27 protein-coding genes and 1 pseudogene are annotated in these 24,572 nt (G+C 71.1%); 9 read left to right on the forward strand and 19 right to left on the reverse strand.

Going from position 1 to position 24,572, the window contains the following annotated elements; translation table 11 throughout:
* Positions 1-42: 42 nt before the first annotated feature.
* Complete coding sequence (locus AB0M03_RS32890; RefSeq protein WP_363498427.1) at positions 43-642, reverse strand: TetR/AcrR family transcriptional regulator; 600 nt, start codon at positions 640-642, stop codon at positions 43-45.
* 402 nt (positions 643-1,044) lie between these two features.
* Between AB0M03_RS32890 and AB0M03_RS32895 the strand changes: the two genes are divergently transcribed.
* Both AB0M03_RS32895 and AB0M03_RS32900 read left to right on the forward strand, forming a co-directional pair.
* The gene (locus AB0M03_RS32895; RefSeq protein WP_363498496.1) at positions 1,045-2,004 is read left to right on the forward strand and encodes an NAD(P)H-quinone oxidoreductase; all 960 of its coding nucleotides are present in this window, start codon (positions 1,045-1,047) and stop codon (positions 2,002-2,004) included.
* 275 nt (positions 2,005-2,279) lie between these two features.
* Positions 2,280-3,254, forward strand: a complete 975-nt coding sequence (locus tag AB0M03_RS32900) for an alpha/beta hydrolase (RefSeq protein WP_363498429.1) — start codon at positions 2,280-2,282, stop codon at positions 3,252-3,254.
* Positions 3,255-3,360: 106 nt separating this feature from the next.
* Here the strand turns inward: AB0M03_RS32900 and AB0M03_RS32905 are convergent, their stop codons facing one another.
* Together AB0M03_RS32905 and AB0M03_RS32910 are read right to left on the reverse strand one after the other, a co-directional pair.
* Positions 3,361-3,951 (reverse strand): hypothetical protein, encoded by a 591-nt coding sequence (locus tag AB0M03_RS32905; RefSeq protein ID WP_363498432.1) that lies wholly within the window; start codon positions 3,949-3,951, stop codon positions 3,361-3,363.
* Between the two features lie 89 nt (positions 3,952-4,040).
* Complete coding sequence (locus tag AB0M03_RS32910) at positions 4,041-4,790, reverse strand: ATP-grasp domain-containing protein (protein ID WP_363498435.1); 750 nt, start codon at positions 4,788-4,790, stop codon at positions 4,041-4,043.
* Between the two features lie 344 nt (positions 4,791-5,134).
* On the opposite strand from AB0M03_RS32910, the gene AB0M03_RS32915 reads away from it, so the two are divergent.
* Complete coding sequence (locus AB0M03_RS32915; RefSeq protein WP_363498437.1) at positions 5,135-5,416, forward strand: pyrimidine/purine nucleoside phosphorylase; 282 nt, start codon at positions 5,135-5,137, stop codon at positions 5,414-5,416.
* Between the two features lie 239 nt (positions 5,417-5,655).
* On the opposite strand, the gene AB0M03_RS32920 is transcribed toward AB0M03_RS32915, so the two are convergent.
* The 3 genes from AB0M03_RS32920 to AB0M03_RS32930 form a co-directional block, all read right to left on the reverse strand.
* The gene (locus tag AB0M03_RS32920) at positions 5,656-6,027 is read right to left on the reverse strand and encodes a hypothetical protein (RefSeq protein WP_363498439.1); all 372 of its coding nucleotides are present in this window, start codon (positions 6,025-6,027) and stop codon (positions 5,656-5,658) included.
* 186 nt (positions 6,028-6,213) lie between these two features.
* Positions 6,214-6,831 carry a hypothetical protein gene (locus AB0M03_RS32925; protein ID WP_363498441.1) on the reverse strand — a complete coding sequence of 206 codons (618 nt, stop codon included), beginning with the start codon at positions 6,829-6,831 and terminating at the stop codon, positions 6,214-6,216.
* A gap of 246 nt (positions 6,832-7,077) precedes the next feature.
* On the reverse strand, positions 7,078-8,673 hold the full coding sequence (locus tag AB0M03_RS32930; protein ID WP_363498444.1) for an SMI1/KNR4 family protein: 1,596 nt from the start codon (positions 8,671-8,673) through the stop codon (positions 7,078-7,080).
* Positions 8,674-8,909: 236 nt separating this feature from the next.
* Here AB0M03_RS32930 and AB0M03_RS32935 point away from each other — a divergent pair, with 236 nt between their 5' ends.
* The gene (locus tag AB0M03_RS32935) at positions 8,910-9,434 is read left to right on the forward strand and encodes a DUF1877 domain-containing protein (protein ID WP_363498447.1); all 525 of its coding nucleotides are present in this window, start codon (positions 8,910-8,912) and stop codon (positions 9,432-9,434) included.
* A gap of 211 nt (positions 9,435-9,645) precedes the next feature.
* On the opposite strand, the gene AB0M03_RS32940 is transcribed toward AB0M03_RS32935, so the two are convergent.
* Together AB0M03_RS32940 and AB0M03_RS32945 are read right to left on the reverse strand one after the other, a co-directional pair.
* Positions 9,646-10,104, reverse strand: a complete 459-nt coding sequence (locus AB0M03_RS32940; protein ID WP_363498450.1) for a hypothetical protein — start codon at positions 10,102-10,104, stop codon at positions 9,646-9,648.
* The gene (locus tag AB0M03_RS32945) at positions 10,101-10,538 is read right to left on the reverse strand and encodes a hypothetical protein (RefSeq protein ID WP_363498453.1); all 438 of its coding nucleotides are present in this window, start codon (positions 10,536-10,538) and stop codon (positions 10,101-10,103) included. The genes AB0M03_RS32940 and AB0M03_RS32945 overlap by 4 nt, the downstream gene beginning before the upstream one ends.
* Positions 10,539-10,916: 378 nt before the next feature.
* On the opposite strand from AB0M03_RS32945, the pseudogene AB0M03_RS32950 reads away from it, so the two are divergent.
* Positions 10,917-11,090: pseudogene (locus AB0M03_RS32950) on the forward strand (transcriptional regulator); the annotation flags it as partial.
* A gap of 57 nt (positions 11,091-11,147) precedes the next feature.
* Here AB0M03_RS32950 and AB0M03_RS32955 read toward each other — a convergent pair.
* The 3 genes from AB0M03_RS32955 to AB0M03_RS32965 all read right to left on the reverse strand — a co-directional run bounded on the left by AB0M03_RS32955 (position 11,148) and on the right by AB0M03_RS32965 (position 12,577).
* Positions 11,148-11,450: a hypothetical protein gene (locus tag AB0M03_RS32955; protein ID WP_363498456.1), complete on the reverse strand. Its 303-nt coding sequence runs from the start codon at positions 11,448-11,450 to the stop codon at positions 11,148-11,150.
* Positions 11,451-11,684: 234 nt separating this feature from the next.
* A complete protein-coding gene (locus AB0M03_RS32960) occupies positions 11,685-12,041 on the reverse strand; it encodes a DDE endonuclease (RefSeq protein WP_363498458.1) in 357 nt (118 codons plus the stop codon).
* The gene (locus tag AB0M03_RS32965) at positions 12,038-12,577 is read right to left on the reverse strand and encodes a winged helix-turn-helix domain-containing protein (protein WP_363498461.1); all 540 of its coding nucleotides are present in this window, start codon (positions 12,575-12,577) and stop codon (positions 12,038-12,040) included. Before AB0M03_RS32965 ends, AB0M03_RS32960 begins: the two co-directional genes overlap by 4 nt.
* Before the next feature lie 118 nt (positions 12,578-12,695).
* Between AB0M03_RS32965 and AB0M03_RS32970 the strand changes: the two genes are divergently transcribed.
* The gene (locus tag AB0M03_RS32970) at positions 12,696-13,448 is read left to right on the forward strand and encodes a transcriptional regulator (RefSeq protein WP_363498499.1); all 753 of its coding nucleotides are present in this window, start codon (positions 12,696-12,698) and stop codon (positions 13,446-13,448) included.
* Between the two features lie 163 nt (positions 13,449-13,611).
* A complete protein-coding gene (locus AB0M03_RS32975; protein ID WP_363498464.1) occupies positions 13,612-14,487 on the forward strand; it encodes a helix-turn-helix transcriptional regulator in 876 nt (291 codons plus the stop codon).
* 151 nt (positions 14,488-14,638) lie between these two features.
* Here the strand turns inward: AB0M03_RS32975 and AB0M03_RS32980 are convergent, their stop codons facing one another.
* On the reverse strand, positions 14,639-14,947 hold the full coding sequence (locus tag AB0M03_RS32980) for a crosslink repair DNA glycosylase YcaQ family protein (protein WP_363498467.1): 309 nt from the start codon (positions 14,945-14,947) through the stop codon (positions 14,639-14,641).
* Positions 14,948-15,151: 204 nt separating this feature from the next.
* Entirely contained in the window at positions 15,152-15,574 is a 423-nt protein-coding gene (locus AB0M03_RS32985; protein ID WP_363498469.1) for a VOC family protein, read from the reverse strand.
* A gap of 161 nt (positions 15,575-15,735) precedes the next feature.
* Between AB0M03_RS32985 and AB0M03_RS32990 the strand changes: the two genes are divergently transcribed.
* A complete protein-coding gene (locus tag AB0M03_RS32990) occupies positions 15,736-16,728 on the forward strand; it encodes a WYL domain-containing protein (RefSeq protein ID WP_363498472.1) in 993 nt (330 codons plus the stop codon).
* A 618-nt stretch (positions 16,729-17,346) separates the two neighbouring features.
* Here the strand turns inward: AB0M03_RS32990 and aspA are convergent.
* The 5 genes from aspA to AB0M03_RS33015 form a co-directional block, all read right to left on the reverse strand.
* Positions 17,347-18,756 (reverse strand): aspartate ammonia-lyase, encoded by a 1,410-nt coding sequence (gene aspA, locus AB0M03_RS32995; RefSeq protein WP_363498475.1) that lies wholly within the window; start codon positions 18,754-18,756, stop codon positions 17,347-17,349.
* A 40-nt stretch (positions 18,757-18,796) separates the two neighbouring features.
* Positions 18,797-19,813 carry an asparaginase gene (locus tag AB0M03_RS33000; protein ID WP_363498478.1) on the reverse strand — a complete coding sequence of 339 codons (1,017 nt, stop codon included), beginning with the start codon at positions 19,811-19,813 and terminating at the stop codon, positions 18,797-18,799.
* Between the two features lie 108 nt (positions 19,814-19,921).
* A complete protein-coding gene (locus AB0M03_RS33005; protein ID WP_363498481.1) occupies positions 19,922-21,361 on the reverse strand; it encodes an amino acid permease in 1,440 nt (479 codons plus the stop codon).
* Positions 21,358-22,035 carry a FadR/GntR family transcriptional regulator gene (locus tag AB0M03_RS33010; protein WP_363498484.1) on the reverse strand — a complete coding sequence of 226 codons (678 nt, stop codon included), beginning with the start codon at positions 22,033-22,035 and terminating at the stop codon, positions 21,358-21,360. Before AB0M03_RS33010 ends, AB0M03_RS33005 begins: the two co-directional genes overlap by 4 nt.
* 86 nt (positions 22,036-22,121) lie before the next feature.
* Positions 22,122-22,910 carry a gamma-glutamyl-gamma-aminobutyrate hydrolase family protein gene (locus tag AB0M03_RS33015; RefSeq protein WP_363498487.1) on the reverse strand — a complete coding sequence of 263 codons (789 nt, stop codon included), beginning with the start codon at positions 22,908-22,910 and terminating at the stop codon, positions 22,122-22,124.
* A 266-nt stretch (positions 22,911-23,176) separates the two neighbouring features.
* On the opposite strand from AB0M03_RS33015, the gene AB0M03_RS33020 reads away from it, so the two are divergent.
* Positions 23,177-24,085, forward strand: coding sequence for a LysR family transcriptional regulator (locus AB0M03_RS33020; protein WP_363498490.1), 909 nt, complete (start codon positions 23,177-23,179; stop codon positions 24,083-24,085).
* Between the two features lie 255 nt (positions 24,086-24,340).
* Here the strand turns inward: AB0M03_RS33020 and AB0M03_RS33025 are convergent.
* Positions 24,341-24,572, reverse strand: a 232-nt coding sequence (locus tag AB0M03_RS33025) for a hypothetical protein (RefSeq protein WP_363498493.1), incomplete at its 5' end; no start/stop codon positions are given.

Here is a 24,572-nt window from a genome sequence, read left to right on the forward strand (position 1 = left end):
TCCTGCCGCCGGGGGCGACACGGGCACGCCCCTGACGGCACCTCACCCACCCGGGCGCGCCGCAGCCGACGGAGAAGCGGCGAGAATCGCACGAACGGCCGCGCGGACCCGGTCCGCGACCACCTCGGGGGTGGAGGCGTCCAGCTTGCCGTCCAGATGCAGGAACGCCAGGCCGTGCACCAGCGCCCACACCGCGGTCGACAGCGCCTCCGGATCGGCGTCGGGGAAAACGCCGCGGACAATGTCGCGGACGTACCCGGAGATGGCGGCGGTCGCGGCCACCCTGTCCTCGCTGGTGGGATCGCAGGGCTCGGCGAACATCACCCTGAACATCGCCGGACGGTCGAGAGCGAAGCGCACGTAGGCGACGGCGACCGCGGAAAGCTCGTCGGGCGTCGCAGGCGAGGGATGCGCGGCGGCCAGGCACACGGCGAGTTCGCGGTAGCCCTCCGCGGCGACCGCGGAGACCAGTGCGTCACGGTCCGGGTAGTGGCGGTAGGGGGCTGTTGCCGACACGCCGGCCCGCCGCGCCACGGCCCGCAGGGACAGGCCGGCGCTGCCGTCCTCTTCCAGCAGTTCCCGCGCGGCGCGCAGACAGGCGGCGCGCAGGTCGCCGTGGTGGTAGGAGCCGGTCTGTGACATGGGCCACCCTCTCTCATGTTTGCACCGCATACATTGCTCGCCCCAATGTAAGCGATGTACACATCCTAGTCGACGAAGAGGAGGACCAGGATGGCCGGCGAGCTGTTCTCGCCCCTGCACCTGCGCTCCGGATCGGTACTGCGCAACCGGATCGCCAAGGCGGCCGTGGAGGAGAACATGGCCGGCGCCGGCCAGCTGCCCGACGGGCGGCTGATCACGCTGTACCGGCGCTGGGCCACCGGCGGCACCGGACTGCTGATCACCGGCAACGTCATGGTCCACGCCGAAGCGCTGACCGGCCCCGCCGGCGTCGTGCTCGACGCCGCCGCTCCGCTGGAGCCGTCCGCGGCACCCGCCCACGGGCCCGAGAGCCCTTCACCCGGCCCTGCAGAAGGGAGTGCCATCAAAGCAATCACGATCAAGGAACACGGCGGCCCCGAGGTCCTGGAGTGGACCGACGTCGAGGACCCCGCCCCGGCGGCCGGCGAAGTCGTCGTCGACGTGGCCGCCAGCGCCCTGAACCGGGCCGACGTCATGCAGCGGCGGGGCCTGTACCCCCTGCCGCCGGGGACTTCGCCGTACCCGGGACTGGAGGTCTCCGGCCGTATCAGCGCCCTCGGCGAACACGTGACCGGCTGGCGGGTGGACGACGAGGTCTGCGCACTGCTGACGGGCGGCGGCTACGCGCAGAAGGTCGCCGTCCCCGCGGGGCAGCTGCTCCCGGTGCCGAAGGGGATCGGCCTCGTCGAGGCGGCGGGCCTGCCCGAAGCCGTCGCCACCGTGTGGTCCAACCTCGTCATGACCGCGGGGCTGCGCGAGGGCGAGACCCTTCTGGTGCACGGCGGCGCCGACGGCATCGGCACCGCGGCCGTCCAGATCGCCAAGGCGCTGGGAGCCCGCGTGGTCACCACCGCCGGCGCCCCCGAGAAGACCGCCCTGGCCCGGCAGCTGGGCGCCGACCCGGCCATCGACTACCGCACCCAGGACTTCGCCGAGCACGGCCCCTACGACGTCATCCTCGACGTCATCGGCGGCCGGTACCTCGAACGCAACGTCCGCTCCCTCGCCGCCGACGGGCGCCTGGTCGTCATCGGCCTGCAGGACGGCCTCGAGGGCCCGCTCGACCTCGCCGAGCTGGTGTTCAAGCGCGCCTCCGTCCACGGCACCACCCTGCGCACCCGCCCCGCGGCGCAGAAGGCCGCCGTCATCGCCGAAGTACGCGACCGGGTCTGGCCGCTGATCGAGCAGAAAGCCGTGCGGCTGGTCATCGACCGGATGCTGCCCATGGCCGACGCCGCCGAGGCGCACCGGCTCATGGAATCCGGCCGGCACACCGGCAAGATCCTGCTTGTGAACGGCTGAAGCACGCCGCGGGAGGGGCCGACGCACAGGTGGACGTCGCCGTCCACTGCGCCGGTGCGGTGACGGGACCGCCCGAACCTTCCGCCCGATCGGGGCGGAACGCCGGAGGCGGCCCGACGGCGGCCCGGGCAAGCGCATCACAGCACGGGACGGGCGCCGCACGGGCCACCCGTTCGGCCCCTCGCCAACGGGCCCGACACGCGTCCCGCACCGGGCGCGGAAAGGATGGTCGCGCGGCGGCCCTCCCGGGCCGCCCGACGACCTACGGAGGCCCCATGGCCACGACCTCACGCCCGACCGCCCCGGTCCTGGAACCGGCCGCCACCGATCTGGCGAAGGCCACCGACCCGCACCCGCGCATCTACGAACTCGCCCCGGCCGAAGGCCGCGACACACTGGCGGGCCTGCAGACCGGCGCCGGCGTCGACAAGCCCGCCGTCGACGAGGAGTGGCTCGACGTCGACACCGGCGCGTACGGCACGGTCCGCACCCGCATCATCCGCCCCGCGGGCGTCACGGGCACCCTGCCGGTGATCTTCTACATCCACGGCGCGGGCTGGGTCTTCGGGGACGAGAACACCCACGACAGGCTCGTGCGCGAACTCGCGGTCCGCGCGAACGCCGCCGTCGTCTTCCCCGTCTACACCCGCGCGCCCGAGGCCAAGTACCCGACCCAGATCGAACAGAACTACGCCGTCGGCCAGTGGCTCAAGGACCACGGCCCGGCCAAGAGCCTCGACCCCGGCACCGTGGCGGTCTGCGGCGACTCGGTCGGCGGCAACATGTCGACCGTCTTCGCGATGATGAACGCCGAACGCGACGGACTGCGCCTCAAGTGCCAGGTGCTGCTCTACCCGGTCACCGACGCCGCCTTCGACACCCCCTCCTACCTGCAGTTCGCCGAGGGCTACTTCCTCACCCGAGAAGGCATGCAGTGGTTCTGGGACCAGTACACCACCGACCCCGCCGAGCGCGCCGACCCCCATGCCTCACCGCTGCGCGCCTCCGCCCAGCAGCTCCGGGCCATGCCGCCGACCCTGATCATCACCGACGAGGCCGATGTGCTCCGCGACGAGGGCGAGGCCTACGCCGCGAAACTGCGCGCCGCCGGGGTCCAGGTCACCGCGGTCCGCGTCCTGGGCATGGTCCACGACTTCATGATGCTCGACAGCCTGCGCGACACCGCCGCCAACAACGTCGCCCTCAAACTCGCCGGCGACACCCTGCGCGACGCCCTCCACGGATGGTGAGCGGACACCTCACCGACAGGAAGGCCGCCGCCCGCACTTCGGGCGGCGGCCCACCCGCGCCGCGCGGTGGGCGGGACCGCGGCCGACGGTCCGGACCGGGGCGGGGCTACTGCTCGTGGACGGGCAGCCCGTCCGGGCCGCGGACCTCGATGCGCAGGTCGAACTCGTCGCGCAGCGCCGCGGCCTGCCCGGGGGTGGCCAGCAGGTAGTAGTCGTCGGCGCAGGCGCCGTCGCCGGGGACGCAGTGGAAGACCCGGAGGTCGTCGCCGCCCGGGACGAGGTCGCAGATGCCCTCCTCGACGGCGCCCAGGTCGAGGTAGTCGTCGGACTCCTGCTCGATCCGCCAGGACTTCGGCTCGCCGTTGACCTTGAAGTCGAGATCCCGCGACGAGCCGATCTCGCCGACCAGCTCCACGTCGGTGACGGTGACCGCGCCGCCGATCATCCGCTCCGCGTCCTCGAGGATGTCGGCGTAGGCACCCTCCGCGAAGTCGACGTCCTCGCCGTGGACCTGCAGGGCCACGCCGCAGACCTCGAGCACCCCGGTCAGCTCCTCGGTGCGCCGCTTCGGGTGGGGCTCCCCCCAGTCGGCGGTGTACTCGACCGCCTCGCCCGCCTTCTGGCTGGTGATCATGCCGAGCTCGTGCAGCCGGACGGCCAGGCGCTGGTAGGTGTTCGTCCCCGTGTTCTCAACCATGCGCGGGATTCTGACATGCCGTCATGACAGCCCGGCCGGTACCCGGTGGGAGCAGCCCTGGTCGGGGCGGTTCGCCACCGTCGTTCGAGTCAGTGCCGCACGAAGACCAGATCGCCCGACCGTACCCGCTCGCGCGGCCCCGCCGCCCGCAGCACCACGTCCAGCACCCGCGCCGGGTCGGCGGCGTACGCGTGCGAGAACCACGCCATGTTGGCCTCCACCACGGCCCAGCGGTGCCCCGGACGGTAGGGGTCGAGCAGTTGTCCGACGTCCAGGACGACGGCGCTCGGCAGGGTGTGCCCGGCCGTGGCGACCAACCGGTCGACGAACTCCGTGATCTCCGCGCCGGTGGCCCGGTCCTCGTGGTCCGTCCCGTCCATGCGGAGCGGGCTCGGGTCGAGCCGGCCGAACACCGCGTACCGGCTCGCCGCGGCGATCCGCCCGTCCAGCAGGAACAGCCGGTACTCGGCCGCGAACGTCACCACCTCGGAGAGCAGCACCGGCGTTCCCGGGTCCAGGCCGGCGGGCAGCCGGGAGCCGTCGGCGTAGACGTCCGCCGGGAAGGACTTGTCGCGCGGCGGCTTGACGAACGTCGGCCGCTCCAGCGCCCACGCGTCCGCGACGGTCGCCGCCCGGACCTCCCGGCCGGTGAACTCCTCCGGCAGCTCGGCGAGCCAGTCATCCACCGGTTCGAGCAGCGCGAACCCGAGCCTGCCTGCCAGCCGCGCACCCGCGACCGGCCCGCCGTACCAGTGCGCCGGGCCCGCCACCGGGCCGGGTTCCTCCGCTGCCCGGACCGTCATCCCACGACCCGCTGCCTCGACGGCCAACAGCTCCATCGTCGACGTCCTCCGCCCGGGCATGACCAGCACTGTGACCCTCCTGTGGTCCGTAGAGGCCGCCAGGCTAGTCGCGCCGGGCCAACAGTCGCAGCCGAGTTGTCCGGCGCCGGCCGGGCACGGCGGTACGACGACCGGCCGGCCCGGCCCCCGCCGGCTGCGCCCGGTTCCGGCCCGGTGGCCTCCCGGTGTTGCCGGTCTGCACTGTCGGCCTGCCGTTGAACGTGTTCGCGGGGCGAGACGGATCACCGGCCCCGACGGCGCCACCGGTAGCTTTCCCCTGCCGACACCCAGCACGCGGCGAGCAGCCCGCTCGCTCCCGCCCGTTCCCGAGGGGGATGCCCATGTTCACGGTCAACGAATACTTCGACGGCACGGTCAAGTCGATCGCCTTCAAGCAGGAGCACGGGCCGGCGACCATCGGTGTCATGGCCCCCGGTGACTACCGGTTCGACACCGCCGGCCCGGAAACCATGCACGTGATCAGCGGCGCCCTGACCGTCAAGCTGCCCGGTGCCGACGGCTGGGAGACCTTCGCCGCCGGCACCCGGTTCGACGTCCCGGGCAACAGCACCTTCCACCTCAAGGTCGACGGCGACACCGCCTACCTCTGCGAATACCGCTGACCCCACCAGCCGGCACCGCCTGGCCTTCCCCGCCCGAGAACACCGTGTTCGGCGGCCAGGAGGAACAGGACCGGGGGCGAGCACCAGCACAGCACCGGCCGTCGCCGGAAAGGTGCCCGGGGGCGGCCCGGAGTGTGTACGGCTCTCGGGCCGCACCCGGCACTGCGCAGGCACCGGCCGGACGCGGAAGGTTGAAGCGGACGGACCGGTGTGCGAGGCGGCGTCGAAAGTCGACGGGTTCAGGCAGGAGGTTCCGCTCCGCCGACCACTGCGGCGGCGGTCAGCGCCACCAGGTTCTGGGTCCAGCAGTCCGACTGCCTGGTGGCGACATCGGTGCCGCAAGCCGCGCAGACGAGATTGGGGCCGTCCTGACCGTCGAGTCCGCAGCAGCCGTTGCGACGCCCGCGATCCGGGTGCGGAGCCGTTCCCGGCACGTCGTCGGGATGCAGGATGAAGAGACTGGCGTCGCGGCTGATCGCATAGGTGCCCCGGGCCATCCGCGGAGGGGCGATCCGATGTCCGGATCGGTTTCCGGTGTCCCGCGAGGGCCGTGCTTTCTTGAGATCCCCGGTGAGAGACTGCCGGCAGTTCGCGCAGGTGAAGAGGGCCATCGGAACATTGTGCCGGTCAGCGTCGCCCGGCCAGGAGATCCCCCTGGGCTACGGGAGCCGACCAGCGTCCACGTGGTCGGCAGGACGGCCGCCCGGCAGCCGGGCGGGAACCAGTCCTCGATGTCGGTGTCGTACAGGTCGACGCCGGCGGTGAGCTCCTCGCGGACGCCGATCAGCCGGCGGTGCCTATGCGCGGGCGTCGCCCCCGGCGGCCTCCAGCTCCCGGAGTTCCTGCTCAGCGCGCTGCTGGTCGGCGACCGCGTCGATCCCGAAGTCCACCGCCCGCACGTAGGCCGCGAGCCGCCGCCGGGCAAGGTCGAGGAGCTGCTCCTGGCTCCGGGGCTCATCGCGGCCGGCCGCCTGCCCCGAGCGCACGTCGCCACCAGTGCCCTCCGCCATCGCCCGCATCGCCGCACCGACCTCGGCCAGGTCCGGCAGCTGCGCGCTGCGCCATGCCAGGTACTCCTGCCGCAGGTAGCCGACGGCGCCGTCCTCGCCGTCCCACTCGCTCGCGTCCGGGCCGAGCGGGCCCAGGCCGGTGCCGCCGTGCCGATCCGTCTGCCGGAGCTGCATGGCGACGCCTGTCACGGCCGGGTTCGTCCGCCCAGCCGGCCCGGCGGGCATCGCGGTGCGGTCGAGCAGCGCGGCATGGCGCAGCATCCACTCCCGGCCGTGCATCGACGGGATGCCGTGGTTGGCGCGGGCGAGGTTGAGCATCGCGGCCGTCTCCACGTGCGGCGCGGGAGCGTCCGCGTACGCCTCCTCCGGGGCGGGGGCGGCATGGCCGGTGGTGTTCTTCGACATCCTGCGGTTGCTCCTCGATCGGCAAGGTCGGGACTGCGGACGGATGGGCCCGCTCGGAACGGCCGTGGGCCCGCACCGCCCACGACCTGCAGGCGGGAGGGCGCGATCCCGGACCCAGCCTCAATGCCCCGGTGCCCGGCGGGCCGGAACCTCGGATCTGACGGTATCTCACTGCACGGTGTCGACTCGGGGCAACCGGCAGGGGGCCGACGCCGGAGCCTGTTGAGCCCTCGGGGGTGTGGGTGGTCAAGCCGAGTGCCCGGGTGCGAGGGTGCCGGTCATGTGGAGCGGTTCCCCGCCGTCCAGACCGAGCCGTTCCGCCCAGATCAGCGCCTCGTCGCGGGAGACCCCCGTCCCGGCCAGCCTCGCGGCAGCCAGAGTGGTCGGGAGCTTGCCCTGGTCCAGCAGGTCGGTCCACTGCTGCCCGTTGAGGGCCAGGTAGCGGAGGTCCGGCAGGTCGGCGAGCACGGCCAGGTTCCGGACGTCGGCTTGGGAGAGGTCCAGGCACCGCAGGTTCGGGACGGTCCGCAGCGGGGTGATGTCGACCGGGGTGCCGGTCGCGAGGTCGAGGAAGGCGAGGTGCCGGTGGCCTTCGAGCGGTGCGAGGTCGCCGCCGTCCAAGGTGACGGTCAGAGCTTCGACCGGCAGGGCCCGAAGGGGGGTCAGGTCGGTGGTGGGGCGCTGCTTGAGCTCGAGCCGCCGCAGGCGGGTTGCGGCGGTGAGGGGCGTGAGGTCCATGGGGTCGGTGGGGGCGCGGAACTGGATGAGGACGGCCTGGAGGGTGGCCGGGACGTCGTGCGGGATCCCGTCGGCGAGCAGCTCGTACTCCGGGCAGGGGTCCGAAGGGGTCTCCAGGAAGTCGATGAAGTCGGGGTCGTCCTCCTCCACCGCATAGGCCCCTCGGTCCAGCAGTTCCAGGTAGCGGCCGAGGAGCGAGGTGACCGAATCGGCCACGTACACGGGGCCGTCGGAGTAGTCCCGGCCGATCTGGATGACCTGGCCGCGGCGGCCGGCGGGGGCCGGAGACATGTCCACCGCCAGATAGTTGCCGTCGTCGGCGGTGGCGAAGGGCAGCCAGGCAGGGTGACCGTGGCAGCGCCGGACGGTGTCGGGCGGGTCGGCGTCGAGGACGACCGTGTCCCAGGAGTTCTCCCAGCCGGACCAGACCGGTTCCCTCAGATCGGCGTTGGCGGCGACCAGGCGGGCCAGCGGCATCCAGCCGAGGTTGCCGAACAGGCCGGGGGCATCGTCTCCGCTGCCGTCGGCGACCAGGTACATCGCCCTCAGGTCGGCGGGGAGGGGCCGGCCGATGCGGCGCTCGGCGTCGTCGAGTTCGGCGGTGGTCACGGGCGGCGGCAGCGTCTCGGCGCGCCCGAGGATCCCGGCACGCCGCTGCAGGTGGTCGCGGAGCCGGGCGACGGCCAGGTCCGGGTCGCCCGCCGCGGCGGCCGTACCCTCGTCCTGGGCGAGGCCCGGCTGGGACAGCCGGTAGCCGTGGTCCAGGACGGCCTGGAACCCGGCCCGCGCACCGTGCAGCTCGGAGACCGTGTCCCGGGACGCGGTCATGGCGAACTCCCCGGACGGCCGGCACCGGAACTCCAGCCTGGTGCTGTCCCAGCCCCGGGCCGCACCCACCGCCTCCGTCACCTCCTTCAGATCCGCGAAGGCCCCGGGCACGTGCATCAGCTTCGGGTGCGCGCCGGCGGCTGTGTACCGGCCGGAGAGATGAAGGCCGTACTGGCCCTGAACGCTGACGAGCACCGCCTCTGCCCATCCGGCGGGCGCCCCCGCCGTGATCTTCTCGGCGATCCGCTGCACACCCCGCTCGACCTGCTCGGTCATGCCCTGCTCCGCTCTCGCCCGGCTGTGCGGTGATCATCGCAGGTGCCGGTGACAGGACGAATGGGAGGAGCCTTTGCGGAGGCCGGCCGAACACGGTGCGTCGGACGCTCCGGACAGGAGCCGGCGCCCCGGCGGGGTGACGGGCTGTCAGCCGAGGGTCGGTCCGGGCCCTGTTGCTGATCATGTGACGCTCGGACGCTCGACAAGGATTGGACACCATCGGGATACTGCTTGTCATGGCCGTTACCCAGCAGCTTGCCCGGGTCAATGCGGGGTATCTTGCCGCCTGTCGAGCGTGTGCCGCGGAGTCGTCCGATGGTGATCACCGGTGGGACCCGCCAGCGGCTGACAGCCTTGACCTGGACTGGGCACCGGCCATGCTGGCACGCGTCTGCGAGATCGCCGGGGTTGATGATTCGCACCTCGCCGCGCTCAGGCGTGCCACTGACGGCGGCGTGGCGCTGGACGTCGGTTTCCTCAACGCCGGCCCTCATGCCATCGGATTCTTCGGTCCGACACCGGCAGCGCTTGAGCCCAAGGAAGTTGAGCGAGTCTCCGATCTGCTCGGAGACATCGACTTCCGGGCCGCCCTGGCGGCACTGCCGTCCGACAACCACGCGGCCGGGGTTCTGATTGGCCACGGCGCCGAGGGCCTTGTCCACGGACCCAGAACGTATCTGGGGATCCATTTCGACGCGCTTCGCGAGTTCTACGCAGGGGCCTCGAAGCGAGGCCTTGCCATCGTCTCGTGGTGGGACTGACCTGGGTCGACAGTGATCGGTCGCTGACCTGGCCGGCCGGGCTCCTCGATGTCAGCGATGCACGCCCCCAACAGGAGAGATCTGGGCTGACCAGGGTCTGGCAGGCCGCCTGGTCGAGTGGACCGCCCAGATCCTCGGCCGTGACCTGGCCCACGGCCCCCCTCACGCACCAAGCTGTGAGATCCAAAACGCGAGGTGCCGCTGGACTGCCTCAGCCTCCGGACGGCTCGATCGTCAGTTCGGAGCCGGCCACCAGCACGTCGCCGTCACCGAGCCAGAGGCTCCAGTGGTCGCACTCGCCTTCCTCGGGATCACGCCGATGGATCGGGAAAACCTCCAGCCGCAACCCCGCGAAGTCGAATCGGGTCTCCAACGCGGGCGGCCGGATCAGAACCTCGGTGAGCGGCCTGCCTTCAAGCCGGTGAAGCGCCTGGTCGAGGCCTTGGTCCTCCGACCCGACGATCACCTGGTCCGCGGTCTCCAGCCGCCATGCGGCCATCATGATCCACAGGTGGTACTCGCCATGCACGTTGCCGCGGTCGTCGGGTGGCAACGGCCGGCCGAACTCGCACGTGACGAAGCTGCCGATGCCGCGTCGAACATTCCAGGCCCGTTGCCCCAGCAGCGGGCCGATCCGCCGCAGAGCGCCGGCAAGGCCGATGGTGCTCATTCGACCACCGCCCATCTCGGCCCCGGCCCGACCACAAGCAGTTGCCCGGACGGCGTGCGGAAGGTCCAGTCCGGCACTGCGGACGCATCCTGGTGACACACGGGAAAGATCGTCAGAACCCTGTCCTCGAAATGGATCCGGGCCTCCCAACCAGGCAGCCGCACGTCCACCGAGGTGACCACCCGGCCGATCAGCACCGCGAGGTCGACGGCCAATCGCTCCTCGTCGTCACCCGAAGCCGCAAGCACGGCCTCCGGACCGTCCAACCGCCAGGCCACCGAGAGGATCCACAGCCACCCGAGGCTCTGCTGCACCGAGAGCTGCAGACCGAATCTGCCACCGCCGCCGGACGGAACCTGCACTGCCTCCACCGTGCTGCCGTCCAGGCGCGCCACCTGTTCCCGTAGTTCATCGATGCCCGCTGCCCACTCCACAGCGCAGAGTATGCAGACCGGCAGCCCACCCGGCACAACGAATATCCACCCGCCGAGCGATGCTCGGTCCGCCGGCTCAAGACGCCCCGAACAGCACCGGCGCCGCGCCGGTGAGCCAGGCAACGCCTGCCTCATCCTCGGTGTGCGGCCTGCCAACCGCATGAACACCTGCACACAGTCGGCCAGACCGGCCCCCTCAAGATCGGAACGACAACAGTTGGGCATTCCGACAAGGCACTGCCGGAATCCATCGGGGGCTGCGGCCGCTGTCATCGTCGGACGCTCCAGATCGCGGTGGCCCAGGGTGCGCTGTTCCTGGGTGAAGCGCACCCCCCTTCGCCCGTACGTCGAGGCGTTGCGGAGCCATAGCCTCGGCGTATGGACACAGACAAGGATGATCCCGCCGGTGCGAACGCGCTGGGAGGTTTCCTCCGTGCACGGCGTGCCCGGTTGCGCCCCGAGGACGTGGGAATTCCTGCCTCCGGTCGGCGCAGGGTGCCCGGGCTGCGCCGCGAGGAGGTCGCCATGCTTGCCGGGGTGAGTACCGACTACTGAACTTGAACTCGTGAAGTCGGTGTAGTGCCTTGCCGCGCCTCCAGAGCCGCTGCTTTACGAACCGGTGCCAGACAGCTGTGCGGCGACAGTTGCCACGAAGTGCTGCAGGACAGCGAACGGCAGCGTCTGCGTCCCGTCAAAGTAGACCTCTGCGGGCTTCTCCTCGTCGGGGGCGTAGACGACCACCGTCACGGCTGTTGGCCCGGGAGCGGGTGAAGCAGGCACGGTGGGGGACCCGCTCGCGACGAAGCGGGCCTCGCTGAGCTCGAAATGGGTGGTCCGGCCCTCGCCCGTTCCGGTCTCGGTGGTGAGAGCGCAGTACAGATCACCGTCGTGGTCCCAGGTCAGCAAAGACATGACGGCGATGCTGCCACAGACGCGGCCGCCGACGCCGGGCATAACGGCCGGGGGATCGTCAGCGAGCCAGGTCGTAGCTCAGGCCAGTTCCGATGAGGCAGCCGTCGACAAGGTCAGGGCGGTACTGGATCCTCTTGAGCCTGCGCTTCACGGCTCGGGTGATCTGGCCGAGGTCGGCGGCGGCGAGGTTGCCGATGTCGCGCTTGACCAGCGACCAGATGCCCTCGGTCGGGTTCAGGTCCGGGGCGTAGGTGGGCAGCTGAACACCGTGAGCCAGTCGGCATTCGCGGCGACGAAGTCCTTCATGCCGGCGGTCAGGTGCAGGCGGAGGTTGTCCCACACGAGCACGATCGGGGCGCCGAGCTGGATGTGGGCACGGATGATCAGGTCGCGAAAGTCGCGCCAGCCGAAGCCCTTCGGCTCGTCCTTGCGGCCGCGGTACTCGCGGATCGCGTAGATCAGCCGGGAGCGTTCGCCGGGCTTGTAGCAGGTCATGGCGGCCATCGACACCCGTCCGGAGCCGCGGCCGCGGACCCGTACGACAGGGGTCTGGCCCACCCGTCCCCAGGTCCTGGCGCGCGGCGGAGTCATCGACTGCCCGGCCTCGTCCTCGAAGACGAGGTAGGCGCCGCGCTCAGCCGCGATGGTCTTACCCGCGGCCAGGTCTCCTTCTTCCAGACCTCGACCGCGTCGTCGTCGCGTTCGATCGCCCGCCGCGCCGGCTGCTGCCACGACCAGCCGTGCCGCCGCAGCAGGGCCCAGGTGCCCTCGACGGTGTAGGACACGTGGAACAGTCGGCCGATCAACGTCTTGATCCGCGCCAGCGTCCACCGCTGGTCCGCCCACCCGTGAGCCAGCGGTCCGCGCTCCAACTCGCGTTCCAGCCGCTCGACCTGAGCCTCGCTGAGCTTCGACCGGCCGGGCGAACCCTTCGACAGCACGCCGGCCTCGCCCTGCTCACGCCAGGCCCGACGCCACCGCTCCACCGACCGCAGGCTCACCCGCAGTGCGACGGCGATCTCTGCGTTCTTCTGCCCGCCCTCGAAACGCTCGACGGCCTGGAGCCGTAGCCGCTCCCGCGCCGTCCTCGCGGTGTCGGTCAGCCCACCGCCCTGTGCATACCTCACCCGCACTGGACTACCGGACCCGCCAGCCCACTGTCCGACGAACGGCCCGACATCACGCTTTCAGGTTCAGTACTACATGCGGCTGGAACAGGGCCGCGAACGGCATCCGTCGCAGCAGATGCTCGAGGCCGTCGCGCGGGCGCTGCGGCTGGACGACGAAGCGGTGGCCCACCTGTTTCGCGTGGCCGGCCCGAGCACCCGCCGGACCCGCCGCGCGCCGCACGTCGAACGCGTGGCCCCGCACCTGCGGCGACTCCTCGATACGTGGAGCGGCACGCCCGCCTTCGTCCTGGGCCCCGCGTTGGACGTCCTGGCCCGCAACCGGCTCGCAAGCGCCCTCCACGCCGGTTTCACCCAGCCCGACAACCTGCTGCGCATGACGTTCCTGGATCCGGCGGCGCGGCATTTCCACCTCGACTGGGATCGGGCCGCCGAGTCGACCGTGGCTGCGCTGCGGCGGTCGGCCGGTATCGACCCCGATGACCCCCGGCTGAGCCAACTCGTTGGCGAACTGTCCGTGAAAAGCGCCGACTTCCGCGTTCTGTGGGCGCGCCACGACGTGCGCGGCAAGACGCGCGAGGCAAAGCTCTTCCATCACGCCGAGGTCGGCGACCTGGAATTGCACTACGAGTCCTTCACCGTCGACAGTGCCCCACTCAGCAGCTCGTCGTCTACCAAGCCGAACCGGGCAGCACCTCCGCCGACGCCCTCGCCCTGCTCGGCTCGCTCAGTGCCGGCCCCGTGCCCGCACAGGACACGGAGGCGGGCGTCGTCTCCGACTGAAGGCGCGCTCGCGGCCGTGAGAGACCCGGCCCCGACCCCGCGTTTCCCGGGGGTGCCAGGCTGGCCCACCGCTCCGCACCTCGGGTGAATGTGAGGGAGAATGACGCCATGATCCAGACGGTGGAACCGGGCACTGCAGACGCTCTGGGGACTGAATCCTGTGGATGGCCGACTTCGCGGGTGCGGCATGGCCAGACACTTGGAGGCCCCGTCCACCGACGGCCGGCGTTCCCCTCCACAAGGTTGGGGTCATGAGCGACAGCACTCCTTTGGGGGACTTCCTCAGAGCACGGCGCGAAGCCCTCAAACCGCAGGACGTGGGCCTGCCGGAGCACGGGCGCAGGCGGGTGCCGGGGCTGCGCCGCGAGGAGGTCGCCATACTCGCGGGCGTGAGCTCCGACTACTACATGCGCCTGGAACAGGGCCGGGAGACCAGCCCGTCGCCCCAGGTGGTCGACGCCATCGCCGCTGCCCTCCACCTCGACGACGAGGCACACGACCACCTTCGCAGACTCACCCGGGCGCCCCAGGGGCGCCGCAGCGTTCCCGCCGGTCACGACCGGATCAGCCCCCAGCTTCTGCAGCTGATCGACAACTGGCCCGACACCCCCGCCTTCGTCCTGGGACCGGCCCTGGACATCCTGGCGCACAACGCGCTCGCCGCAGCCCTGCACAGCGGATTCCAGCGGTTCGACAACCTGGCCCGCATGATCTTCCTGGACCCGGCCGGGCGTACCTTCTACCAGGACTGGGACAAGGCCGCGAACTCGTGCGTTGCCGAACTGCGTGCCGCCTACGGACACGACCCCGACTCCCCGCGGATCACCGAAGTCGTCGACACGCTCTGCGCGAAGAGCCCCGAATTCGCCGAACTGTGGGCACGGCACGAGGTGAAGGGCAAGACCCAGCAGGCGAAGCACCTCGCGCACCCCGAGGTCGGCGCCCTGGAGATCCGGTTCTCGGCTTTCACCGTCAACGGTGCCCCGCACCAGCAACTGGTCGTCTACCAGGCCGAACCGGCAAGTGCCACCGCGGCTGCCTTCGCCGAACTCCGCTCCCGCTCCGATCAGGGGAGATCCGCACGGGTGGGGCGGGAAAGTCCCGGCCGGGTCCTCGGCGGCACCTGATGCGCCAAGTCCCGGACGGGCTGGGCGGGTCCGGCGTTGCTCCCGGGCGGATGGATCGTTGATCGGGGCGCGCCACGGTCACCCCGGAGGCGCCCGGGCGTTCACGCTTCGCGAAAGGTCCCGCCAAGTCGGGACCTGAAGCGCCTGGTCGTCATTTCTCGGTGTCGAGTTGGATGTGCTCGATGTCCTCGTCCAGGAAGGCGGTCAGGTCCTGGGCTTCGGCGCGGACGGCTTCCTGCTCCGGGGCGGTGAGGGGCCGGAGGGGACTGATGCGCAGGCGGTGGCTGCGCACGGTCCAGGTGGCGGTGACGCGTCCGTCGACGAGGACCATGCGGTGGCCTGCGCCGGAAAGACCGAGGTGGAGGGCATCGATGATGCGGCTGCGGTCGTGGTAGCCGAGGACGGCATTGTCGAAGGCCGGGAGGAACCGGACCGGGACGCGGGTGTCGAGGACGGTCATCGTGTTCTCACGTCAGGACGGCCCGTCTTGCCGAAGACCGTGGTGCCCGGGCAGTAGGTGCTGACTTCGATGCCGGTCCGTCCCGGCTTCCGCATCCGCACGGTGACCTGCTTCCTTCCAATGCTGTACGTGTTCAGGGCGCGCCGTCCGGGCCGCCCGGGGGCAGCGGTGGCCCGGACGGCGCAGACCTGTCAGTGGGCCGGGTCAGCCGTTGTACGGGGCGGTGACGTCCAGGACCCAGGTGACGCCGAAGCGGTCGGTGAGCATGCCGTACAGCGGCGCCCACGGCGCGGGCTCCAGCGGACGCACCACGGTCGAGCCCGCGGCGAGCCTGCCCCACAGGGCGCCGATCTCCTCGGCGTCGTCACCGCGGACGGAGACGAAGAACGGGTCCTGGCCCTGATGCCAGGGCAGCTGCGAGGGCACGTCGTAGGCCATGACGTGGAAGCCGTTGTCGCCGGCCACCTCGCCCCACATCACCCAGTCCGCCTCGCTCTCGTTCTGCACGGCGCCCGCGTCCTTGTAGGTGACGGCGACCGTGCGTCCGCCGAAGACGGACTGGTAGAAGTCCAGCGCCTCGCGTGCGGTGCCCCGGAAGTTCAGGTGGGTGGTGGTCGTGACGGACATGATCTGTTCCTTGCCTCGATGTGACGAATGCGCCGCCGACGGTCCAAGCCCATCGGTGACGGCTGCCGTGACCGGGGGTCGTGCCTCCCGACCGGCTCGTGTGCCACGATGGCAGAGGTAGAGGACAGGTTGTGTCCGGTACTCCGGGGAGGATGGGTGCCATGCATAAGACATCGGCCCGGCTGCTCGCGCTGCTCTCGCTCCTTCAAACGCCCCGTGACTGGTCCGGCGAGGATCTCGCCGAGCGTCTCGGCATCACCGCGCGCACCGTGCGCCGTGACATCGACCGGCTGCGCGAACTCGACTACCCGATCACGACCGTCAAAGGACCGGCCGGCGGCTACCGCCTGGAGGCCGGCACCCACCTGCCGCCCATGCTGTTCGACGACGGCCAGGCCGTCGCCCTGGCCGTCGCCCTGCAGACCGCAGCCGCCAACGCCGCCGTCGCCGAAGACGCCACCCGCGCCCTGGCCACCCTGCGCCAGGTCATGCCACCGCGCCTGCGCCACCGCATCGACCTGCTGCACATCACCGCCGTCCCACCGCCCGAGGCCACCGGCGACACCCCCCAGGTCGACACCCAGGTCCTGATGGACCTGAGCCGCACCATCCACGCCCGCGAAGAACTGCGCTTCGACTACACCCCGGCCCCCGGCACCCCGAGCGACGATCCCCGCCGGGTGCAACCCCACCACCTGGTCACCCGGCGTCATCGCTGGTACCTCGTGGCCTGGGACCTCGACCGCGAGGACTGGCGCACCTTCCGCGTCGACCGCATCCGACCCCGCACACCCACCGGCCCCCGCTTCACCCCCCGCGACCTCCCCGGCGGCACCGTGACGACCTTCATCACCAGCCGGTTCCGCGGCAACGACGGCACCACCACCGACTGGCCCTGCCGGGGCGAAGTCGTCCTCCACCTCCCGGCCGCCGAGGTCGCACCCTTCGCCCCGGACGCAATCGTCGAGGAACTGGACCCGCACCGCTGCCGGCTCATCCTCGGCTCCTGGTCGTGGACCGGACTCGCCGCGACCATCGGCCGCTTCGACACCGACATCGACGTCATCGGCCCACCCCAACTGGCCACCGCCTTCGCAGACCTCGCCACCCGCTACGCCCGCGCCGCAAGACCAAAGACCGGTCCGACGCCGTGAGAACGTGTCCCGCGTCAAGTAACTGGCAGGTTTTCGGGCTCGGGAAAGTTGGGGACGAGGAGGTCGCCACCGCCCTGCGGGCCGGCGTGTATCGCATGCCCGACGGCCTACCGCAGCTGCTGATCCCCCGTCAGCCAAACACCAAATCCGTCATCTCGAAACACCGAGGTCAGTATCGGTGACACGGTGGGGATTCAGGGTCAGTGCGATCCAGTGGGCCTCCAAGGTGGGCAGGGAAGCACCCCAAGACCCTGCGCCACGCCGCCCTCGCCATCACGTCGACCTCTTCGGCCACCTCCTCAAGGAGTCCGCAGACGACGCCGTCGAAGCTCTCGACAGCACTCGATTCGGCAGACCGGAAAGATCGGCCTATGCCTGGGCGGTCAGCCGCCAGCCGGGAACACCGCCCGGTGTTCGGCCGCCCGGGAGCGAAGCGCCGAGGCCACGTGGCCGTGGCAGCGGTTCGGCGTGGAGGCAGGTGTGGTGGCCGAGTTCCGGCAGGGCGGTGAACAACCCCGCCGCTTCTCCTTCGATCGCCGCCCTGTTGGCGCCCGCCTCATCCGTGACGCCTCCGCCGAGACCCTCGACGACTGCTGCTACCCCTACTGCGCCCCGTCATCAGGCCAGGGCTGCGCCGGTTCCCGCGAGCACCTCGGGCCGGAGCAGGGCGGCGAGCGTCCCGGCCGGGAGCAGGCCCTTTTCCAGGACGAGTTCGGCCACGCCCCGGCCGCTGGCGAGGGCCTCCTTGGCGATGTCGGTGGCAGCCGTGTACCCGATGTGCGGGTTGAGGGCGGTCACCAGGCCGATGGAGTTCTCGACGGTCGCACGCAGCACCTCGGTGTTGGCGGTGATGCCCACCACGCAGCGCTCGGCGAGGGTGCGGCAGGCCGCGCTCAGGTGGGTGATGGACTCCGACAGCGAGTGGAGGATGATCGGCTCGAAGGCGTTGAGCTGGAGCTGGCCGGCCTCGGCGGCCATGGTGACGGCGACGTCGTTGCCGATCACCTCGAAGGCGACCTGGTTGACGACCTCGGGGATCACCGGGTTCACCTTGCCGGGCATGATGCTCGAACCCGCCTGCACCGGAGGCAGGTTGATCTCGCCGAGGCCCGCGCGCGGGCCGGAGGACAGCAGGCGCAGGTCGTTGCAGGTCTTGGACAGCTTGACGGCGATCCGCTTGAGCACGCCGGACATCTGGACGAACGCGCCACAGTCCTGGGTGGCCTCGATCAGGTTGGCGGCGGTCACCAGCGGCAGCCCGGTGATGTCGGCGAGGTGGCGGCGGGCGGACTCGGCGTACCCGGCGGGGGCGTTGAGGCCGGTGCCGATCGCCGTGGCACCGAGATTGATCTCGTGGATCAGCTCGACGGCCTCGGCGAGCCGGCTGCGGTCCTCGTCGAGCATGACCGCGAACGTCGAGAACTCCTGCCCGAGCGTCATCGGCACGGCGTCCTGCAGCTGGGTGCGGCCCATCTTCAGCACGTCGCGGAACTCGACGGACTTGCGGGCGAAGGCGTCCTGGAGGACGGCCATCGCGTCGAGCAGGCCGCGCACCGCGGAGACGGTCGCGATCCGGACGGCGGTCGGGTAGACGTCGTTGGTGGACTGGCCGAGGTTGACGTCCTCGTTGGGGTGCAGGTGCCGGTACTGGCCCTTGGCGTGGCCGAGCAGTTCCAGCGCCCGGTTGGCGACGACCTCGTTGGCGTTCATGTTGGTCGAGGTACCGGCGCCGCCCTGGATGACGTCGACGACGAACTGGTCGTGGAGCCTGCCGCCGCGGATCTCGCGGCAGGCGGCGACGATCGCGGTGGCCTTCGCGGGTTCCAGCAGGCCGAGTTCCTCGTTGGCGAGGGCGGCGGCCTCCTTCACGGCGGCCAGGGCGTCGATCAGGTGCGGGTAGGCGGAGATGGGAGTGCCGGTGATGGGGAAGTTCTCGGTGGCGCGCAGGGTGTGGACGCCCCAGTAGGCGTCGGCGGGGACGTCGCGGTCTCCGAGCAGGTCGTGCTCGCTGCGGGTGGCGGCGGTCATGGGTGTGCGGGTCCTCTTCTTCCTGGAGTGGTGGGTCGGGTCACGCGGGGGCGAGCAGGGCCGACGGGTCCAGTGCCGCCACCGGTCGGACGCCGCCGACGGATCGGTCGCCGCCGGTCGCCGGCTCTCCCCCGAACCCGGCGAGCAGCCGCGGATCGACTCCCGCGAGGGCCAGCGCGGCCGTCGCCACCGGAACGCGCGCCCGGTTCGCGCCGTCGGCGATCTTCACGGCGACGGCGCGGCCGTCCGGCAGTGCTGCGATCTGGACGCCCTCGAAGCCGTCCTTGGCGAGCAGTCCGGGCACCGCTCGCATCAGCGCGGCCACGTCCCGCCCGGCACCGGAGGCCATCTCCGGGTGCCCGCGCAGCGCTTCCGCCACCCGGAACTCGGGCGTGCCCGGCGCCGCCGCGGCGATGCGGGCGGCGGCGCGGGCGAGGCCGTGCAGGGAGACGGCGAACAGCGGGGTGCCGCAGCCGTCGACGGTGACGTGCGCGATGCGCTGGCCGGTGAGCTCCTCGACGACCTCGGCGATGGCCGTCTGGATCGGGTGGGCCGGGTCGAGGTAGGTCTCCGGAGGCCAGCCGTTGAGCGTGCAGAGGTAGAGCATCGCGGCGTGCTTGCCGGAGCAGTTCTGGGCGAGCCGGGAGGGCGGGCGGCCCTCGCGCACCCAGGCGTCGCGGACGGCTTGACCGTACGGCAGGTCCGGCACGTTGCGCAGGTCGTCCTCGGTGAGGCCGGCGAGCGCCAGAATCCGCCGGGTACCGGCGAGGTGGCGCTCCTCGCCGGAGTGGCTGCCCATCGCGAGGGAGAGCAGGTCGCCGTCGAGCGGAAGCCCCGCCCTGACCATGGCGACGGCCTGGACCGGCTTGAGGGCGGAGCGCGGGTAGCAGGCCGCCTCGATGTCGCCCAGGCGGAACCGGACCCTCCCGTCGCCGTCGAGGACGACGACGGAGCCGTAGTGGACGCCCTCGACCACACCGCCCCGGGTGACGTGGGCGACGGGCACGTGGCGGGGCTCGCGGATCGCGGGCGCGTCCGCGAGGGGGCTGCTGAGCATGACTGCCTCGATCGGTGGTGGATTGGGCTGCTGACCTGTGTGCCTGCGGGCGGCGCGCCCGGGGCGGATGTGCGGCGGGTCCGTGGGGCTCCCGGGGCCGCCCCGGATTCAGCCGTCGGTCCCGGCGGCGGCGCGCGCGATGCGCCCGCGGATCGCGTACCAGCCCGCGACCAGCGCTGCGGCGATCAGCGGCAGGCACAGCACGGTGGCGCGCCCGGCCCCGCCGTCGGCGTACATGAGGACCAGGACGGAGGCGAGGAACGCCAGGGTCACGAGTTCGGTCCACGGCGAGCCGGGCAGGCGGTAGCCGGGGCGGGTCAGTTCGCCGTCGCGGGTCTTGCGCCAGAACAGGAGGTGGCAGACCATGATCATGCCCCAGGTGGCGAGGATGCCGATCGCCGCGAAGTTCAGCACGATCTCGAATGCGTCGGCCGGGACCACGAAGTTGAGACCGACGCCGAGGACGCACATGCCGCTGGTGAGCAGGATGCCGCCGTACGGCACCTGGCTGCGGCTCATGCGGGCGGTGAACCGCGGGGCGGAACCGTTGACGGCCATGGAGCGCAGGATCCGGCCGGTGGAGTAGAGGCCCGAGTTGAGCGAGGACATGGCCGCGGTGAGGACGACCAGGTTCATCACGCCGCCCGCCGCCGGGACGCCGATGCGGGAGAGCACGGTCACGAACGGGCTCTGGCCGGCGCTGTAGCTGTTCCACGGCAGCAGCATCGACAGCAGGACGACCGAGCCGACGTAGAACAGGCCGACGCGCCACATGATCGAGTTGATCGCCTTCGGCATGATCTTCTCGGGGTTCTCGGTCTCCCCGGCCGTGACGCCCACGAGTTCCACCGAGGCGTAGGCGAAGACGACGCCCTGGATGATCAGCAGCATCGGCAGCAGGCCGTTGGGGAAGACGCCCCCGTTGTCGGTGATCAGGGACGGGCCGGGTACGGAGCCGTCGACCGGGTGCCGGGTGACCAGCAGGAAGATCGCGATGCTCATGAAGATCACCAGTGCGCCCACCTTGACGACGGCGAACCAGAACTCCAGCTCGCCGAAGATCCGCACCGAGATGAGGTTCACGGTGAGCACCAGGGCCAGGGCCACGAGTGCGATCACCCACTGCGGGACGTCGGAGAACATGCCCCAGTAGTGGGTGTACGTGGCCACCGCGGTGATGTCGGCGATGCCGGTGGTCGCCCAGTTGAGGAAGTACATCCACCCCGCCGTGTACGCGCCCTTCTCGCCGAGGAACTCCCGGGCGTACGAGACGAAGGCGCCGGAGGACGGGCGGTACAGGACGAGTTCGCCGAGCGCGCGCACGACGAGGAACGCGAAGAGGCCGCAGACGGCGTACGCGACGAACAGGGAGGGCCCGGCGTCGGCGAGGCGTCCGCCCGCACCGAGGAAGAGGCCGGTGCCGATCGCTCCGCCGATGGCGATCATGTTGACGTGCCGGGGTTTCAGGGACTTGCTGTAGCCGGTGTCCCCGGCATCGACGTGACGGGTCGTGGGGCGCTTCTCGTCCTTGAGGAACTGCTCGCTCACGCCTCGGGTATGCCTTCCGTGGGGGACTCCGTGCGCTTGGGGCGCACGATGTCGGTGAGGGTCGTCTCGACCTGGCGGAGGTGGTGGGACATGGCCTCCACCGCGTCGTGTTCGGAACCGTCGATCAGGGCCTCGACGATCGCCCGGTGCTCGCAATTGGACTGCTCGCGCCGGCCGCCGAGTTCGTTGAGGAAGGTCGACTGGCGCGCCAGTGCGTCACGGATCTCCTCGATGACCCGGCGGAAGACCGGGTTGCGGGAGGCCTCGGCCACCGCCAGGTGGAAGACGGTGTCCAGCGCGACCCAGGCGGTGGTGTCGGTCTCCCGCTCCATCCGGTCGAGCAGGTGGGCCAGGTGGTCCAGGTCCTCCGGGGTGCGGCGCAGCGCCGCGTAGCCGGCGACCGGGATCTCGACGTGGCGGCGCACCTCCAGGAGGTCGCTGGCCGCGTAGTCGCCGAAGGTGGGGTCTTCGACCGCGCTCGCCACGACGAAGGTGCCCTTGCCGGTCTTCGAGACGGTCAGGCCCATGGCTTGCAGGGCGCGGAGCGCCTCCCGCAGCACGGGCCGGCTGACCTCCAGGGTGCGGCACAACTCCGCTTCCGAGGGGAGCTTGTCCCCCACGGCGTACTCACCGCGCTCGATGGCGCTGCGCAGGTGGCCGAAGACTGCTTCCATCGCGCTGATGCGCCGCGGAATCCCACCACTTGTCTGGCTGTCTGACAGGTTCACGAGGCGATCTTGAGGGTTGGAGCGCAGCGGTGTCAAGACACCGGCGTCGACACGGTGACGTCCGGCGAACTGCGCCGCGCGCGAGCCTTCCGCTCTACGGTGCGATCCGGAGTGGCGTTCGCAGTGGACCCGGCGGCGGCCACCAGGGCGTACACCACCGCCGAATCGAAAGCCATCTCGGGGTGCCACTGCACGCCCACGACGAAGCGGTGCCGGTTGCTCTCGATCGCCTCGATGGTGCCGTCCGCCGTACGCGCGCTCACGACCAGGCCTGCCCCGAGGGACGCCACCGCCTGGTGGTGGTGCGTGGCGACCTGCCTGGTCCCCGGGAGGAGCGCTCCGATCCGCGTCCCCGGCACCGTGGTGACGGCATGGGGGGCGAAGTGGCCCCCGTACGGGTTGTGCCCGTGGTGACCCACCTCGTCGGGCAGGTGCTGGATGAGGGTGCCGCCCGCATGCACGTTCATCAACTGCATTCCCCGGCACACTCCGAGCACCGGCACGTCACGCGCGAGGCCGGCGGCCAGCACGGCCCGCTCCCACCGGTCGCGTTCGCGGACCGGCGGTCCCGTGCACGGGTGCGGCTGCGCCCCGTACAGCGCGGGATCCACGTCCTCGCCGCCGGTCAGGACGATCGCATCCAGACGCGCGACGACGTCGGCCGCGACCTCCGGCGCGTCCGGCGGCAGCAGGACGACGTGGCCGCCCGCCACCTGGAGGCAGCTGATGTACGCCGCGGGCAGCAGCGCGGCGGGCAGCTCCCACTCCCCCCACTGGGCATCGGTGAGGTAGGTGGTGAGTCCGATGAGTGGCTTGGGCATACCACTTCCTTTCAGGGCCTGGAATTCGATCGTCGACGGCCGTCTCCTCCGCAGCCCACCCACTCGACGGGCGCATGTGCGGACGGACTTCGGAGGTGGGGTTCGGCACTGCGGGCGCACGGACGCGCCCGATGACAAGGAGAGGGTCGGCCGCAGACCCGGTGCCGAAGGCTTGCGCACCCGGGCCGCGAGCAAGAATCCTGCTGTCGTTCACGCTTAAGCACAAGAAAAGACTTCTTCGCGACAGATAAGCGAGCCTTAACCCCGTGCAGAGACTCGACCCCCGGTTGCTCGCCACCCTCGAAGCCGTGGTCCGCCACGGCTCCTTCAACGCCGCCGCACGCGAGCTGGGCTACAGCGCGCCCGCAGTCTCGCAACAGATCGCCGAACTCGAACGCCGCGCCGGCCTCCGGGTGATCGAGCGCCGCCCCGTACGCGCGACCCCCGCAGGCATGGTCCTCCTCGACGCCGAACAGCGTGTCCGGAGCGCATGGGCGGCGGCATCCGTGGAACTCGACGCCATGCGTGCGGGTACGGCCGGACGGATCCGGCTCGGCGCCTTCGCCTCCGCCGCCGCCGGCATCGTCCCGCAAGCGCTGGCACAACTTCAGACGACCTGTCCCGACGTGCAGGTCAGCCTCTCCCAAGTGGAACCCGAAGCCGGCTACAGCCGGCTCAAGCGGGGAGACATGGACCTGGCCCTCAGCTACGACTACGACTTCATCCCACTGCCACCGCCCCGGACGCTGCGCCGAACACTGGTCGCACGGGACCCCGTCGTGGCGGTGGTCCCGGCCGACCACCATCTCGCCGACCGGGACGTCATCGACCTGGCCGGCCTCGCGTCCGAGACGTGGATCGCGGCTCCGGAGGCCGCATTGCGCCTCGAACTGCTCGCCCAGATGGCCAGAACACCGGGATTCCAGGCCCGCCTGGCATATGACGGCGACGACTTCAACACCGTGCTGGGCTTCGTGGCCGCCGGCCTGTGCGTCGCCGTCATGCCGCAGCTGGCCGTCCCCCCGGGTAGCACCCGGGTGGTGGCCCGCCCCCTCGCCGACCCGGAGCTGACGCGCTTCATCTACACCGTCCGCATCGACACCCGGCACGCCCCGTGCGCCCTACTGGCCCTGGAGGAGATGCTTGCCGCGCAGGCGCTGGCCGCTCTCTCATGAGGGGCAGGCGACGCCTCGACGAGTCCGGATCTGAACGTTGCCGGTTGTCGCCAGCCGGTCCGGGCCCCTGGAGGGGCCTGTCACCCCTCCGGCTGGACGCTCCAGTCGGCCAGCCACGCTCGTCTCTCTCGTTCGCGAAGGGGTTCGGGAGGGCGGGAGCGCCTGGCGAGCGGACGTTGACCTTGGCAGGATCGGGCCTCATGAGTTCAGGCCTCTGAAGCACTCACAACGTCGAAATCGGGTCCGGCAGCGTGATCAAGCGAGAGTCGGTTCAGCTAGGAACGGCACCTTCCGCCGATCGAAAAGAGCCCGAATCACCCCTCGGCTCCCGGCGGGAGAGACACCCTGAACAGTCCGGTCGACCACGTCTTCCGCTTGCACCTCGAACGCCGTTTCCGCACCCATGAGGGCCAGGTCTGTCAATGGGCAGGTCGAGGTGCCCGGGATCTGACGGTCTCGGGCTTTCTTCTTCGGGGTGTCCTGGCGG

The organism is Kitasatospora sp. NPDC051914 (assembly GCF_040680995.1).
GTDB lineage: Bacteria > Actinomycetota > Actinomycetes > Streptomycetales > Streptomycetaceae > Kitasatospora.

Bases quoted from the DNA above. Each gene is read 5' to 3' on its own strand.
- AB0M03_RS32890 (WP_363498427.1), bottom strand. From the start codon at position 642: ATGTCACAGACCGGCTCCTACCACCACGGCGACCTGCGCGCCGCCTGT.
- AB0M03_RS32900 (WP_363498429.1), top strand. From the start codon at position 2,280: ATGGCCACGACCTCACGCCCGACCGCCCCGGTCCTGGAACCGGCCGCC.
- AB0M03_RS32905 (WP_363498432.1), bottom strand. From the start codon at position 3,951: ATGGTTGAGAACACGGGGACGAACACCTACCAGCGCCTGGCCGTCCGG.
- AB0M03_RS32910 (WP_363498435.1), bottom strand. From the start codon at position 4,790: ATGGAGCTGTTGGCCGTCGAGGCAGCGGGTCGTGGGATGACGGTCCGG.
- AB0M03_RS32915 (WP_363498437.1), top strand. From the start codon at position 5,135: ATGTTCACGGTCAACGAATACTTCGACGGCACGGTCAAGTCGATCGCC.
- AB0M03_RS32920 (WP_363498439.1), bottom strand. From the start codon at position 6,027: ATGGCCCTCTTCACCTGCGCGAACTGCCGGCAGTCTCTCACCGGGGAT.
- AB0M03_RS32925 (WP_363498441.1), bottom strand. From the start codon at position 6,831: ATGTCGAAGAACACCACCGGCCATGCCGCCCCCGCCCCGGAGGAGGCG.
- AB0M03_RS32930 (WP_363498444.1), bottom strand. From the start codon at position 8,673: ATGACCGAGCAGGTCGAGCGGGGTGTGCAGCGGATCGCCGAGAAGATC.
- AB0M03_RS32935 (WP_363498447.1), top strand. From the start codon at position 8,910: ATGGCCGTTACCCAGCAGCTTGCCCGGGTCAATGCGGGGTATCTTGCC.
- AB0M03_RS32940 (WP_363498450.1), bottom strand. From the start codon at position 10,104: ATGAGCACCATCGGCCTTGCCGGCGCTCTGCGGCGGATCGGCCCGCTG.
- AB0M03_RS32955 (WP_363498456.1), bottom strand. From the start codon at position 11,450: ATGTCTTTGCTGACCTGGGACCACGACGGTGATCTGTACTGCGCTCTC.
- AB0M03_RS32960 (WP_363498458.1), bottom strand. From the start codon at position 12,041: ATGACTCCGCCGCGCGCCAGGACCTGGGGACGGGTGGGCCAGACCCCT.
- AB0M03_RS32970 (WP_363498499.1), top strand. From the start codon at position 12,696: ATGCTCGAGGCCGTCGCGCGGGCGCTGCGGCTGGACGACGAAGCGGTG.
- AB0M03_RS32975 (WP_363498464.1), top strand. From the start codon at position 13,612: ATGAGCGACAGCACTCCTTTGGGGGACTTCCTCAGAGCACGGCGCGAA.
- AB0M03_RS32980 (WP_363498467.1), bottom strand. From the start codon at position 14,947: ATGACCGTCCTCGACACCCGCGTCCCGGTCCGGTTCCTCCCGGCCTTC.
- AB0M03_RS32985 (WP_363498469.1), bottom strand. From the start codon at position 15,574: ATGTCCGTCACGACCACCACCCACCTGAACTTCCGGGGCACCGCACGC.
- AB0M03_RS32990 (WP_363498472.1), top strand. From the start codon at position 15,736: ATGCATAAGACATCGGCCCGGCTGCTCGCGCTGCTCTCGCTCCTTCAA.
- aspA (WP_363498475.1), bottom strand. From the start codon at position 18,756: ATGACCGCCGCCACCCGCAGCGAGCACGACCTGCTCGGAGACCGCGAC.
- AB0M03_RS33000 (WP_363498478.1), bottom strand. From the start codon at position 19,813: ATGCTCAGCAGCCCCCTCGCGGACGCGCCCGCGATCCGCGAGCCCCGC.
- AB0M03_RS33010 (WP_363498484.1), bottom strand. From the start codon at position 22,035: ATGGAAGCAGTCTTCGGCCACCTGCGCAGCGCCATCGAGCGCGGTGAG.
- AB0M03_RS33015 (WP_363498487.1), bottom strand. From the start codon at position 22,910: ATGCCCAAGCCACTCATCGGACTCACCACCTACCTCACCGATGCCCAG.